The 13519-nt window shown below is 52.4% G+C and carries 12 protein-coding genes; 4 read left to right on the top strand and 8 right to left on the bottom strand.

The genetic code is table 11. The features are described 5' to 3' along the window. The 3 genes from TRICHSKD4_RS07255 to TRICHSKD4_RS07265 form a co-directional block, all read right to left on the bottom strand. Nucleotides 1–796, bottom strand: a 796-nt coding sequence (locus tag TRICHSKD4_RS07255; protein WP_040616484.1) for a sirohydrochlorin chelatase, incomplete at its 3' end; no start/stop codon positions are given. Beyond that, a complete protein-coding gene (locus tag TRICHSKD4_RS07260; protein ID WP_009466842.1) occupies nucleotides 789–1034 on the bottom strand; it encodes a DUF6732 family protein in 246 nt (81 codons plus the stop codon). The genes TRICHSKD4_RS07260 and TRICHSKD4_RS07255, both read right to left, overlap by 8 nt. Nucleotides 1035–1327: 293 nt before the next feature. Next, a complete protein-coding gene (locus tag TRICHSKD4_RS07265; RefSeq protein ID WP_009466844.1) occupies nucleotides 1328–2617 on the bottom strand; it encodes an Hsp70 family protein in 1290 nt (429 codons plus the stop codon). 234 nt (nucleotides 2618–2851) lie between these two features. Here TRICHSKD4_RS07265 and TRICHSKD4_RS07270 point away from each other — a divergent pair, with 234 nt between their 5' ends. The 3 genes from TRICHSKD4_RS07270 (at nucleotide 2852) to TRICHSKD4_RS07280 (ending at nucleotide 5432) form a co-directional block, all read left to right on the top strand. Next, on the top strand, nucleotides 2852–3256 hold the full coding sequence (locus TRICHSKD4_RS07270; protein WP_009466845.1) for a DUF2946 family protein: 405 nt from the start codon (nucleotides 2852–2854) through the stop codon (nucleotides 3254–3256). Between the two features lie 191 nt (nucleotides 3257–3447). Next, nucleotides 3448–4746 (top strand): PepSY domain-containing protein, encoded by a 1299-nt coding sequence (locus TRICHSKD4_RS07275; RefSeq protein ID WP_009466847.1) that lies wholly within the window; start codon nucleotides 3448–3450, stop codon nucleotides 4744–4746. 167 nt (nucleotides 4747–4913) lie between these two features. Further along, on the top strand, nucleotides 4914–5432 hold the full coding sequence (locus TRICHSKD4_RS07280) for a glycine cleavage system protein R (RefSeq protein ID WP_009466848.1): 519 nt from the start codon (nucleotides 4914–4916) through the stop codon (nucleotides 5430–5432). Between the two features lie 20 nt (nucleotides 5433–5452). Here the strand turns inward: TRICHSKD4_RS07280 and TRICHSKD4_RS07285 are convergent, their stop codons facing one another. Together TRICHSKD4_RS07285 and TRICHSKD4_RS07290 are read right to left on the bottom strand one after the other, a co-directional pair. Continuing rightward, complete coding sequence (locus tag TRICHSKD4_RS07285) at nucleotides 5453–6244, bottom strand: SDR family NAD(P)-dependent oxidoreductase (protein WP_009466849.1); 792 nt, start codon at nucleotides 6242–6244, stop codon at nucleotides 5453–5455. 12 nt (nucleotides 6245–6256) lie between these two features. Then, a complete protein-coding gene (locus TRICHSKD4_RS07290; protein WP_009466850.1) occupies nucleotides 6257–7225 on the bottom strand; it encodes an LLM class oxidoreductase in 969 nt (322 codons plus the stop codon). Nucleotides 7226–7352: 127 nt separating this feature from the next. Here TRICHSKD4_RS07290 and TRICHSKD4_RS07295 point away from each other — a divergent pair, with 127 nt between their 5' ends. After that, the gene (locus tag TRICHSKD4_RS07295; RefSeq protein ID WP_009466851.1) at nucleotides 7353–8261 is read left to right on the top strand and encodes a LysR family transcriptional regulator; all 909 of its coding nucleotides are present in this window, start codon (nucleotides 7353–7355) and stop codon (nucleotides 8259–8261) included. A gap of 50 nt (nucleotides 8262–8311) precedes the next feature. Here TRICHSKD4_RS07295 and adhP read toward each other — a convergent pair whose 3' ends face one another. The 3 genes from adhP to TRICHSKD4_RS07315 all read right to left on the bottom strand — a co-directional run bounded on the left by adhP (nucleotide 8312) and on the right by TRICHSKD4_RS07315 (nucleotide 13392). Continuing rightward, the gene (gene adhP, locus TRICHSKD4_RS07300) at nucleotides 8312–9331 is read right to left on the bottom strand and encodes an alcohol dehydrogenase AdhP (protein WP_009466852.1); all 1020 of its coding nucleotides are present in this window, start codon (nucleotides 9329–9331) and stop codon (nucleotides 8312–8314) included. A gap of 138 nt (nucleotides 9332–9469) precedes the next feature. Next, the gene (locus TRICHSKD4_RS07305; protein ID WP_139052002.1) at nucleotides 9470–11560 is read right to left on the bottom strand and encodes a PAS domain-containing protein; all 2091 of its coding nucleotides are present in this window, start codon (nucleotides 11558–11560) and stop codon (nucleotides 9470–9472) included. 548 nt (nucleotides 11561–12108) lie between these two features. Continuing rightward, complete coding sequence (locus tag TRICHSKD4_RS07315; RefSeq protein ID WP_040616486.1) at nucleotides 12109–13392, bottom strand: hypothetical protein; 1284 nt, start codon at nucleotides 13390–13392, stop codon at nucleotides 12109–12111. Between the last annotated feature and the right edge of the window lie 127 nt (nucleotides 13393–13519).

Raw genomic sequence — 13519 nt, forward strand, 5'->3', positions numbered from 1 at the left:
GATATTTGCACATCTGGCAGTTCATCAGGTTCTGGCCTTCCAGGATCTCGTTGACCCGGTCCGCCATGGTGTCGATCACCTGCGGGTGGTCATTGAGATAACCGGCCTTCAGGAATTCAATATCCGGATAGGCCGCAGCCACTTCGTCTGTCGCGTTGTAAATCCGCTGAACCAGAACACCGGTAAAGAGGAAATACGGGAAAACGATAACGCGCTTGTAGCCAAGCTTGGTCGCGTGTTCCAGACCGGGTGTCACAAGCGGAAAGGTGACGCCGGAATAGCAGGTTTCGGCCCAGCCGAACCCAAAGCCTTCCCAAAGCAGGCGCATGATCTTGGTGACGTTGGAGTTGGCATCTGGATCCGATGCTCCGCGTCCGACCACCATCAGCAGTGTTTCATGAAGCGGAACGTCGGTTTCAGCGGCGTCGATGGCATCCTGAATACGGGCTGCAGCGGCGCGGACCATGCGAGTGTCTACAGCAAGTTCCCGGCCATAAGTGATCTTCATGCCGGGGTTCTGCGCCTGATAGGTGTTCAGAACAGAAGGGATGTCGTTTTTGGCGTGCCCTGCTGCGAACAGCATACCCGGAACAGCCAGTACATGTGTGCATCCCTGATCCCGCAGCTTGTCGAGACCATCCTTGATCACCGGGTTGGCAAATTCCAGATAGCCGTATTCCACTGGCCAGTCGGGAAAGCGGGATTTCAAACCTTCTGCCAACTGCGCGAACTGCTTGACGGCACCCTTATTGCGGCTGCCATGGCCACAGATCATCAGGCCAAGTTTTTCACTCATTGGGTGGCCTCTGTTTCTGTGTCGTGGGCTTCAGCGTCCCCTTCTTTGTCAGACTTGGCGTTTTTTTGTAGCCACGTGCAGCCACGACGGCGGCAATGGCAGCTGCGCCAGCCAAAGCTCCCATGGCGATCCAGTGTGAGTGTCCTGCCAGTTCGCCAATATGTCCGGCATGGGCAAAAGCTGGGCTGGATGCCAGCAATGCAGCAGCAGATACGGCAAGGCCGATTGAAGGTCTCAAAGGTACTCTCCCTGCAAGGTCCAAAACCAGTTGGTTTCGGTCGCGTCAGTTGGTTCAAGAGGCTACCCGTCAGGAGAGAAAGCGGGTGCAGCTCATCGCCCGAGTTTGGGGCGAGTGCAGAACCTGTGACAGCTCCAGAGTTGGTTCCCGATTTGGGTCAACCGCAGCCAGAATCGCTTTCAGTCCGTCTAGGGACGCCGTCGAATTGCGGCCAACGTAGAGAACGGACCAAGACGGATCAAGCAGGAAAACGACATCAAACGAAATGGGTGCGGTATTAATGGGTCCTGACCCTAGGCAACTGCCCAGTCAGCGGCATCGTCTCGCGCACCGATCATCGCCAAACCCTTGGCCACAGAGGTTAGTTCTTCGCCGCCTGACAGGCGGTCTGTGCCAAAGCGCGTTTCAAATTGCCGGCGCAGGGCTGGGACAAACGAGGTGCCGCCAGTCATGAATACATGGTCAATGTCTGCGTCCTTTAGCCCAGCATCCATAAGGGTCTTGTCCAAAGCCTGATCCATCCGCTTCAGGTCCGGTGCAATCCAGCTTTCAAAGTCATCCCGTTTGATAGTGACGCAAAAATCCTTGCCCAAAGGCGCGAACTTAAGCTCCGCACTGTCATTGGAGGAGAGGGCCGCCTTGGTTGTCGAAACGGATTTGAACAGCGGATAACCCTGATCTTCCTCCACTAGTTCGATGAAGAGTTCGATCTTGTCGTCTTCATCGCAATAGCGCAGAAGCTTCTTCAGCTCCTTGTAGTCGTGCGAGGTCTTGAAGATCGACAGGAGGTGCCAGCGGGCAAAATTGGTGAAAAGGTTCGGCGGAACCTCCAGTGTCTTGCCCATGCTGGAATAGGTGGTGCCTTTGCCAATTTCCGGCAGTATGATCTTGTCGAGAATGCGATAATCGAATGTATCACCGGCAATTCCGACGCCGCCGCGGCCCGGCGGCGTTGCGGTGAGCACGTCGCCTTTGCGCTCAAATCGCATCAGGGAGTAGTCCGTCGTGCCACCGCCAAAGTCGGCGACGAGAACCGTCGCTGCCTTGTCCAGCCGGTTGGCAAAGGAAAAGGCCGCCCCCACTGGCTCATAAACAAACAAGACTTCTTCTACGCCAAGACGGGAAAGCGTCCCCCGATACCGCTTCATGGCGAGATCCTCGTCCGGAACATTGCCGGCAAAAACAACCGGCCGTCCAACAACAACCCGCGACCCTTCTGGAAAAAGTGTGCCGCCCCGGTGCTCACCTGCCTTTTGAAGGAACGTCTGCATCAGGTCTTCAAATTCAAACCGTGTTCCAAACACGCCTGTGCCATTGAAGAGACTGCTGGCAACAAAGGTCTTTAGGGACTGAATAAAGCGGACATCGTCCAGACTTTCCAAAAACGCCCGAATGGCCCATGGCCCGATGGCCGCTTCGGGTCGACGCTGAGGGCCACGATCAATAAAGCTGAGAACCGTCGGCAGGCTTGCAAAGGCTTCATTGCCCTCGCCGAATTGAACAGGCGTGATGGCACCAGCATCATCTGCAGACACCATCACTGTGTTGGAGGTGCCAAAATCCAGTCCGAGCGCCAGCGCCATTTTGATTTTTCCAAATAAAGCATGTCGACCGCCGCCCAAAGGGACAGGTCACAAGAAATTCAGGGTGTGTGGTAAAACGGGACGACGTACCTAGACCGAAATCCACCAGAGGGCAATTGTCTTTTCCTGAAAACTCCGTTGGTGGAGTTCATCCACCTATCAAACTCTGTGTTGCAGCTCCTGATGGTTTAAGCTAGTCAGCATCTTCAATGAGAAGATGAGGGGCGCTTCTTGGTGATACAGGCAGGCACAAACTGGCGATCGTTTGCAGGAGCATTGCTTCTGTTGCCGATGCTGTTGTCTGCGCTCATCCCTCAAGGGTTTATGCCCACCACAACCGATGACGGTTATATTTCGGTTTCTCTGTGTACGACGGAAGGTCTGCGCACGGTTCTCTTGAACGCGCAAGGGGTCGAGGTTGACCCTGCTGATCAGCCGAATGTTCCGCGGGATCAGAGGCAAACAACTAACCACTGCTTATTCGCCTCATTTGTAGCCCTCGGACTTCCAGAACACGGCGAGCTGGCCAAACCGATTGCCAAATCTTCGGTTGAAGTTTCCAAACTGACCGACTTCCTTCTGGCTCTTCGTGGGAGCCATCGTCCTGTCGGCGCGCGCGCGCCACCTGTCTCTGCCTGACGTCAAACAAACTCAAATTCATTACAGGTTTTCGGAGCCGGAACCGCAATGAGCGCACCGGCTGCCGTGAAGGAGACGTATTTATGGCACCTCAAGAGTTGCCCGAGCAGTCTGCTGCGCCCGCCAAGGACACATTCTATCTCGCCGCATGACGTTGGCATTTTTATGCCGGAATATTTGCAGCACCCTTTATGATCATGCTCGCCGTCACCGGTTTGGTGATGATGTATATCGCGGTGTTCGACGGGAGAGATGGAGAAAAAATCACCGTCCCAATCGGCTTGGAAAAGGCGGCAATTGCCGAGCAGGCGAACTCCGCAGCAAAGGCGTTTTCACCTGATTCAAAACTCGTAGAATGGATTGGTGCCAAGGAGGCGGACCGCGCATCGGTGTTTCGGATCAATGATGGTGGTACCAACCATATGGTGGCCGTTGATCCTTATACCGGCGAGGTGGTCGAAACGTGGGTGCGCAGAAATGGATGGTATGACTTTATGTCGGACATTCACGGTGAGCTTCTGATCGGCACGGCGGGGGATCGAATGATCGAAATTGCCGCTGGTTTCGGCATCGTCTTGATCATTACCGGGCTTTATCTCTGGTGGCCCAAAGCAAAGGGCGCTGGATCGGCTTTCGTTCCTGACCTTTGGGCGAAAGGCAGAGAGTTTTGGGTGAGCTTGCACAAGGTGGTCGGTACCTATTCAGCCCTCATCCTGTTCGTCTTCCTGTTGTCCGGGCTCGCATGGGCCGGTGTTTGGGGAGGGAAGTTTGTGCAGCCCTGGAGCACATTCCCGGCGGAAAAGTGGAACAACGTTCCCTTGTCCGATGAAACCCATGCCTCTATGAACCATGGCGCAATGAAGGACGTGCCGTGGGGGCTGGAGCTGACAAAGATGCCCCTGTCAGGTTCTGATGCAGGTATTGAAGGGTTGCCGGAAGGTGTTCCTGCCAATGTCGACACCATTGCGCTGCTGGGCCATGCGCTTGGGTATGAAGGCCGCTTTCGTGTACACTACCCGAAAAACGCGACTGGTGTTTGGACATTGAGCCAGGACTCAATGTCTAATGACAGTGAAGATCCAACAGCTGACAGAACCGTTCATATCGACCAATATACTGGAAAGGTCCTCGCGGATGTTGGCTTCGCTGACTATTCATTGCCTGCTAAGGGAATGGCCGTGGGTGTTGCGTTTCATGAAGGAGATATGGGCCTCTGGAACCTTGTTCTGAACACGGTGTTCTGTCTCGGTGTGATCTTTTTGTCGGTAAGCGGCATCGTGATGTGGTGGATCCGTCGCCCGAAAGGAAGCGCGCTTCGCGTGTTTGCGCCAAAAACGCCGGAAAACCTGCCGCACTGGCGTGGTGCAATGATTTTGATGCTTCTGGTGTCTCTTGCGTTTCCGCTGGTCGGTATCACTCTGATTGTCGTGCTCTCGCTCGACTATCTGATAGTGAAAAGGGTGCCTCTCTTGCGGAAGGCCTTTGCGTAACCGGAGTTCGTTGGCGAAAGGGAGATGCGGATGCTCATTCGCATCCCCCCAGTCATCGGAAGCCGTCGAACACCGCGTGTCGGATGCTGATGGTCAACTCGTCGCATCCGGCTTGTCAGAGTTAAGCTTTGATGTCTCTAATGGTCCCATTGGATTTGGAGGGCCTCGTGACACAACAACTCGTCTTCACCGTATTGGCATCAGACCGCCCCGGTCTTGTTGAAACTCTGGCCGATGTGATTGCCGAAGCCGGTGGCAATTGGGTGGAAAGCTCGATGGCGCGCCTTGGAGGCGAGTTCGCTGGTATTGTCAGCGCGGAGATCCCGAACTCTTCGGTCGATAGTTTGAAAACCCGCCTAGCCGCTTTGAAAGAAGACGGAATAAACGTCACAGTCCGTGCGCATGAAGTCGCTGCCGATGCGCAGGTGGGGACGAGCGCGCATCTTGAGATCACGTCCCAAGACCATCCCGGCATCCTGCGCGATGTCACTCAGGTTCTCGCCCAGCACAAGGTGAGCATCGAGCAGTTGGAAACTTCGGTGGAACAAGGCTCCATGCAGGGAGGAGCCATGTTCCGGGCTTTTGCGGAACTTCGCCTTCCAGATGGTCTGACCCCAGATAAGCTCAGCGAGGCTCTTCATGAGACCGCCGGAGACTTGATGGCGGAAATTACTCCGGCGGATTAGAGATTTCTAATTGCTGTGACTTAGGCAACCAGATCTCGGATTGTATCGACAACGACCGCGACTTTTGCAGCATTCAATGCATCTGGGTGCGGTTGGGCGAACGCACCGGAATCGTTGTCAAAATACTTGCCGGAGGCATTCGAAAACTCGTCCGAAAGCGAGGCGCGGATAAGGATGTCTGCGCCAATGCCGATATCGCTGCCGGCAACCCCAAACCCTTCCTTGACCATTTTGCTGGCAAGGAGGGAGCCGGGATTAACCGCAATCACAAGCGGGCCGTTTTCTCCCAAGGTGGTCGCAAGCGACTGGGACCACATGGTGATCGCCAACTTGCTTTGAGCATAGGCATCCATATCAGCCAGCTGTGCTTTACCTGTGAGAGCCGCCAGATTGACCGGGGCTTGAGCGGCGGAGGATAGGTTTACAACCCGCCCACTGGCAGTCATCAAAGGCAGAAGCATTTGGGTCAGGAGATAAGGTGCCAGGGTGTTGACCACAAAGCGGACATCCTGGCCGTTCGGCAACAACGGCGATGGTGATTTTAATATGCCTGCATTGTTGAGGATGACATCAAGGTGTTGGTGTTTGGACGCTATCTCGGTTGCCATGGCCCGGACTGCAGACAGATCTGACATATCGGCAACATAAGTTTCGATACGTGCATTACTGTCAGCCAAATCAGCTGCGACACCAGACAACTTGGCCGCATTTCGACCGTGGATGAGAAGCGTGTGCCCAGCGCTTGCAAGCCGTTTCACGGTTTCAAGTCCGATACCGTCAGTTGCACCTGTCAGGAGAATTGTTTTTTCCATGGTGTTTTGTCCTCAGCCTGAAAAATGGGGAAGGAGACCGGCTGCCAACCGGTTCAAAGTTGTTTCCATAGGCTCCTGATTGAACCTGAGGTTCAAAGCGACGTGGTTCATGCCGATGGCTTCGAGGCTTTGAAGGTATCGGCGTAAGGGGTTGATCCCAGATCGAAACCCAAGATGAAGCGGTTGTGGGCTTTCGTCCTCATTTTCGGAAAGATCGATATACAGAGGTTGCATAACTGGCTTGTTGTTGCCGCCGACGGCGCGAATACGGTGCCGCCATTGACTGATAATTGCCTCTTGGCTTTCGATGTTTCTCGTGTAGGTCATCCAGCCATCGCCATTTTCAGCAAGCCAGTCAGGATGTTGCTGGCTACCACCTGTCACGAGCAGGGGCACCCGTCCCGAATGTGGCTTTGGCAACATGTCCATGGAACCGTTGAGAGTGCCAAAACTGTTTTCAAACGAGGGATAAGTCTCTTCCATGCTGCGAATATAGTCATAGCTTTCGCGAAAACGCTGCCCACGCGTATCAAAGTCCTGGTTTGTAGCAGGGTATTCTTCGGGCCGGTCGCCCGACGCAATGCCAAGGAGCAAGCGACCTCCTGAGAGGACATCAGAACTGTTGGCTGCTTTGGCGACATGCGCAGGATGTCTGAGTGGAAGAATAATGCTGGAAACCCCGAGTGCGATCCTTTTCGTTGAACCAGCCAATAGACCCAGATAAACGAAGGGGTCAAACGTCTGTCTCGCATCGCCAAAGGCCGGCACATTGAAAGGGACATCACGCAGCCAAACAGCTGAAAAACCGAGATCTTCAGCCAACTGTACGCGGTATACGTGATCCTGCATGCTCGGAACCGGTTGTTGACCATAGCTCTCGATTGGAACCACAAGACCCAAGGTTAGCTTGTTGCGCTTGAAGACCGCGTTGTATCCATTATTGATCTGAGGAAAATCCAGATGTTCTGCCTTGGTCAACATGGCAATGTCCTTGGGTGTGCTTGCTAATCGATCAGCAGCATTGAGTATGCCTGAACAGTAGATATTGGTTTTTATTTCAGAATAAACTCACCATTGATAAATTCAGAATATCGGAAATGAATATAATATGCAGACCGAAGCCATTCGCCTCTTTGTCCTGGCTGCAGAAAAACTAAACATCAGTGCAGCGGGCAAAAAGCTGGACATGGCACCGGCTGTTGCAAGCTCGAAGCTCGCAAAGTTGGAAAAACAGCTAGGTGTGGAACTGCTGCATCGATCTACTCGCAAGGTATCGCTTTCACTCGAAGGCGCAGAGTTTCTGTTCTATGCAAAAGAGATGCTGGCACAGGAAGCGGAAGCATTGGCGGCCTTAGGCAAGGGCAAGTCAGAGGTCTCCGGAACACTCAGGTTCACAGCGCCGAGCACCTTTGCGCAACTCTATATCGCTCCGATCCTTCCGGATTTTTTGGACCAGAACCCCAATATTGACCTCGATCTCCGGTTATCCGACGCGCGGTTTGATTTAATTGAAGGCAGTTTTGATCTTGCGCTTCGAAATGCGCGTTTGGAAGATACCAGTTTGAAGGGCCGAAAGCTGGCTGATGATGTTCGCTTACTATGCGCTTCACCCAACTATCTTGAAACCCATGGAGTTCCGAGAACGCCAGATGATTTATCAGAGCATCAACTGATGTTGTTCCAAGGGCAACCTTCCTTGAAGTTGATTACCAAGGAAGGCGAGGGCTGTGATGTTGCTCCGATTTTGTCGAAATACAGAGTGTCGGTCGATGATGGCTTGAGTCAGAAACTGTTGACCATGTCGGGAGCAGGAATATCCATCAATTCCCTTTGGAGTGTTCATAAGGAGCTCAAAGAAGGCACACTGGTTCGTGTGCTGCCGGACTATGTGGCGAACCACAACAGCGTTCTTTGGCTCGTGTACCCCAAGTCAAATGTTCTGACACCGAAGGTCCGGGTGTTCATGGATTTTATTTTGGAGCGCCTTGGCCGAAACCCACCTTGGTTAGGTCTTTAAATCAAAATCGACGGCAACTGGCGTGCCACCGATCATTAACTCGTAGCCTCTCACATCGTCATCACGATGCGACCGTCGATATCTCCGGCGCGCATCTTGTCGAAGATGGCGTTGATATTGTCGAGCTTGTCTTCCGAGTAGTGCGAGGCAACTTTACCTTCAGCTGCAAACTGAAGGGATTCCATCAGGTCATTGCGTGTTCCCACGATCGAGCCGCGAATGGTCTTGCGCGTGAGCACCGTGTCGAAGATTGGCAGCGGGAAGTCTCCGGGCGGCAGGCCGACCAGAGACATCGTGCCTCGGCGTCCCAACATTCCGAACGCTTGGCTGAATGACTTGGGTGAGACCGCTGTGACCAGCGCACCTTCCGCTCCGCCACCCTTTTGAACTTCTGCGACTGGATCGACTTCTGCCGCATTGATGGTCATGTCAGCGCCGAGGTCACGTGCCAGTTTCAGCTTGCTGTCTGCAATATCTACGGCAATCACGTGAAGTCCCATGGCCTTGGCATATTGGACAGCAAGATGGCCGAGACCGCCAATCCCCGAAATGACAACGGTGTCCCCGGGACGAGTATCGGTTTCCTTCAGACCCTTGTAGACGGTCACGCCCGCGCACAGGATCGGTGCGGCTGGGGCAAAGCCAAGGTTATTCGGCAGGTGTCCGACGTAGTTGGGATCGGCCAGAACATATTCGGCAAAGCCACCATTCACGCTGTAACCGGTGTTCTGTTGATCGCCGCACAAGCTTTCCCATCCACCAACGCAGTGGCGGCAATGGCCGCACGCTGTGTGAAGCCACGGTACGCCGACACGATCACCTTCCTTCACAGACGTGACCCCTTCGCCGACTTCGCACACGAAGCCAACGCCCTCATGGCCGGGAATGAAGGGTGGATTGGGTTTAACCGGCCAGTCCCCTTCGGCTGAGTGAAGGTCGGTGTGGCATACACCGCAGGCTTCGATTTTGACGATGACTTTTCCCGGCGTTGCTGTTGGTCGGACAACTGCAGATACATCAAGTGGAGCACCAAAGGCGCGAACAACCGCCGCCTTCATTTCGTTGGGCATGGAAAACTCCCAAATACCTAGAATGACGAGCGAAGGAATACGCAACCATTGCGGGAGTGACAATACGCGTCAAACCCTATGAAGAAACACGAAGTAATGGTGTTACACCAATGAGTTACGTTGGGTGGAGTGGAGAGTTCAGGGGCGCTGGGCTTTCGAAGTTAAGGCTGCAACCAATGTTTCGCGGAGGCGGTTCAAAGTGTAGGGTTTTCTCAAGGTGGTGAAGACGTTGGGGTCTTTCAAAATGTCTGACTGAGCTTCTTCGGCAAAACCTGAAACGATGATGGCACAAACATTCGGATCAATTGCCTTCATTTCTGCAAGCGCCTGTCCACCATCCATCCGCGGCATATTGATATCAAGAAGAACTGCGCTGATAAGATCCTTGTTGGCTGCATATATTTCGACGCCTTCTTTTCCGTCTTGGGCGAACAAGACCCTGTAGCCAAGGACGTCGAGAAGCGAGTTGGCGATATCCCTCAGATCATCTTCATCTTCCACCAATAGGATCGTTGAGTTTTCGGTTACACTCGCCTGTCCTGAAGGTGGGGTTGAATTGTGTTGCGTCTTCTCAAGCGGCCCGTTTGCGGTAGGAAGCAGAATTGTAAATGTAGTGCCAAGCTGAACACGGGTTCGAACAGTGATCGCTCCCTTGTGATCCTGCACAGTACCCAAAGCGGCAGCCAGCCCCAGACCAGTTCCTTCCGAACTGCTTTTGGTGGTGAAAAATGGATCGAAGATACGGGGCAACAAGTCATCCGGTATGCCAGTGCCGGAGTCTGAGATCGAAATTCTTACATATGCACCAGGTTCAATTTCAAAGGCTGTAAGCAGTTGAGTTTCCCTTTCTGTAAGCGTGCAGTTCTCAAGCTTGATCCGCAATTCTCCGCCATCTGGCATTGCTTGAATGGCGTTGATGCCAATGTTCATGAAAACGGCTTGAAGACTGCTTGTGTTGCCCAGAGTAAGCGTATTTTTTGCGTCATTAGTACAATTGATGGAAATCCGGCGATCAATCGTGTTTTTGAGCAGTTCAAGTGTGTCTTCGATAATTGTATGCAGATCGACCGTGCTGAAGGAGTACTCCGTAACACGGGCAAAAGCCGTCAGTTTGTCTACGAGTTCTGAGGACTGTTCGGCTGCGCCAATGATTTGGCGGATCAGTTTTTTGCTTTTTTCAGAGACGTTTTTGCCATCGTGGAGCTCGATCAGCTCCACAGCGCCCAAAATGGCCGCCAGACTGTTGTTGAAGTCATGTGCAATACCGCCGGCGAGCTGACCAATTGCCTGCATTTTTTCACTGGAACTGATCCGCTGTTCCATCAAGTACTCATCCGTAACATCGCGAAACACGAGCACGACGCCAACAATTTTCCCACTTGTGTCCCGAATAGGAGCTCCAGAATCTGCTATCTGAAATTCTGGTCCTTCGCGGGAGATGAGAGCCGTATGGTTTGCAAGTCCAATAATGTGGCCCGTTTCCAGAACCCGTTCGACCGGACTGGGCACCGGCGCACCCGTTTGGCTGTTTTTGATAACAAACACCTCTGACAGAGGGCGACCTGTAGCTTCTTCCGCACTCCAGCCTGTTAGCTGTTCGGCAATTGGGTTCATACGCGTTACGCGCCCATCAGTATTAGTCGCGATGACAGCGTCACCAATTGAGTTTAGTGTAATACGCAGGTTTTCTTCACTGATGCGGAGTTGTCGTTCAGACTGATATCGCGCATGAATATCGAGAATGAATGCAATCACTAATGTGACAGTGCCCTTGCTCTCTATGAGAGGCGCGTAGGTGATCGACGTCATTCGATTTTCTGAGGCCGCAAACAGAATATCGAATGAGGAAGCCTGTCCGGCAAAGGCATCTTCAAGATGGGGTCGTAGAATTGGCCAATTCTTGTCGCCCACAGCAGCTTTGACGGTTAAGCCATTTGCTATATCGGTATCCGAGATGCTCCTCGTTCTCCGGTAGGTGTTGTTAGCTGACACGATTTTGTAGTCTGGAGATATCCCGCAGACCGCCGCAGGAATGTTGTCGAGGAGAACCTGTATTTGAGCCTGGGTGTTTGCGAGGTTTCGAATGTTTGGACGCAGAATGCGCCACCAAACAAAGACGATAATGCTCAAAAGCCCCAAAAGACTGAAGAGAAAGATCTGCCAAATTCGCCTGATGGTTTTGTCGCGAACCTCTTCCAGTAAGTTGGATCGGGCAAAAATCGGGTCCATGACTTGTCCGCTCTGAAGAGCAAAAACAAACTGCACGCTCCAATGCGAAAAGTTGTTGCGGACAAGGGCTGTGGGAGCGGTAGCCGCTTCAAACAGCCTTGCGCGAGTTTTATCTGAAGTGAACAAGGTTGCCAGTTGAAGTTCAGTTTCTTCATCAGTGACCACAAATTGGCGATGTAAACGGCTATGTGCGAGACGCTCTTTGATATCATCATGCAAGGAAAATTGCGCATCGAGATGATCCTACAGCCGCTTCTGAATAGCAGATAAAACTTGGTTTGGAGTTTTCTCCGTCGAGTCAGGTTCCAGCAAATAACCGACAATGGTAAGCGTCTTGCGCCATTGATTGGCCTCCTGGAATGTTAGGATCGATATGGTGTTGGCCGCTTGGTAAATACTGAAAAGCCAGACAGCCAAGCCAGCGCACAAAACCGCAAAAACCGCAATTGAAATGATCGAAATGTCGGCAGCGCTTCGTCCCGCCAAAAGCCTCGGTAAAACCTTTGGTGTTCCCGGTGGACTGGTTGAAGGGGGGGCTGTTCCTCTCGTCATTCGGCCCCAAGCTTTTCTCTAGCAAGACTTAGAGCTTTCAAAGAGTGTAAGGCTTCCTCAACAGCGTCGTTGATCGAATGGGATGGGTCGCGCCAGATGATTTGGCCAACTGCTGCGATCGCATCCATAGTTTGTGTCCATTCCCGTGAACTCAGTAGGAATTTATCACTGGCTTTGTCCCAGTGTTCGGTTGACTGTTTGGAGCAGGGGTGCAGCAAGCTGCTGTCGACATTCTTGTAGGCTGGAACCCCACCTTTTCGTATGATGTAGGTTTGAATGTGTTCGGGAATAGCAACGGTTTCGATAAATATATTTTGCCCGGCTGTGTGCCTAACACCCACAGCGTTCGTGAGAGCGATTGTATCCAGCGACCAGAGTACATAGGTGTTTCCCGGTGGCATCTCGCACGTTACTCCCCCCGAGGGGGGGAGAAGTGGAGACGAAAAGTCGCCGAGCACATTCGCAAGTGCGCGTCCCTGGACGACATGGTCGACGGCTGTGTCCCAGTATAAGTCCTTGAAGTCCGGATTAGCGACGTAACGGAGCCTTTTTAAAACTTTGAATGAAAGCCCAAGGTTTTCTTTGATCTGGGGAGACTGACTGTCACCGGAGATAAGCGTTTGAAATTGATCAGCGGAAAAAAATTCCGCCATTATGGATCCGATCAGAAAGCGAATTTGCCACCGTTGGTCTGAAACGCTGATGCCATAATACCCTTTGGCATGAACCATTTCGGCTAGGCTGAGAAACTGTTCCCATGTCTTTGGTGGCTCTTGAGCGAACAATTCAAGTAAACCATCATTGTAGAGGATATGGTTTTGAAGATGGATGCCGACAGGCAGAAGTGCAAAATGACTTTCGTCATAGCGAACAACGTCCAAAATTTCAGTTCTAAGTATTTCCGAAAAGTCGTGTCCTCCGACTTCGAGCGGGATCTTTCGGAATGTCCCTTGGTCAACGAGGGCTGAAACGGCCTCGTTTCCACCTATCCAGAAAACTGCGCTGGGTGGGGCAAAAAGAGCAAGGCGCTCTGCATACGCGCGACGCACGCCCAAAAAGTTGGTTTCCACGGCATGTTCTGACCAATCTACACCTTTTTCTTTCGTCGGATTGCTGAAGGCTCTCAGTGCGTGGCCTTCCTCTGGAGTTGCCCAAAGGTGCAGAAGTTCAAATTTCGGTGGTGCCTCGTCGGATTTTGCAAGGACTTTGTCAGTCACCGTTCCGACAACTAGAAGCAAGCTACAGAATATCAGAGTGTGAAATCGAAACGTTTTGAACATGACACAGCCACACAAATGAAAAGTATAGCTCGAAGGCTATAGTCACTGTGTTCTCGCAGCAACATGAGAATTTTACTTAGATTCTATTGGTAATGTTAAATAAACCAAAGATAGAATATTTCTCCTT

Source organism: Roseibium sp. TrichSKD4 (assembly GCF_000148725.1).
Classification (GTDB): domain Bacteria; phylum Pseudomonadota; class Alphaproteobacteria; order Rhizobiales; family Stappiaceae; genus Roseibium.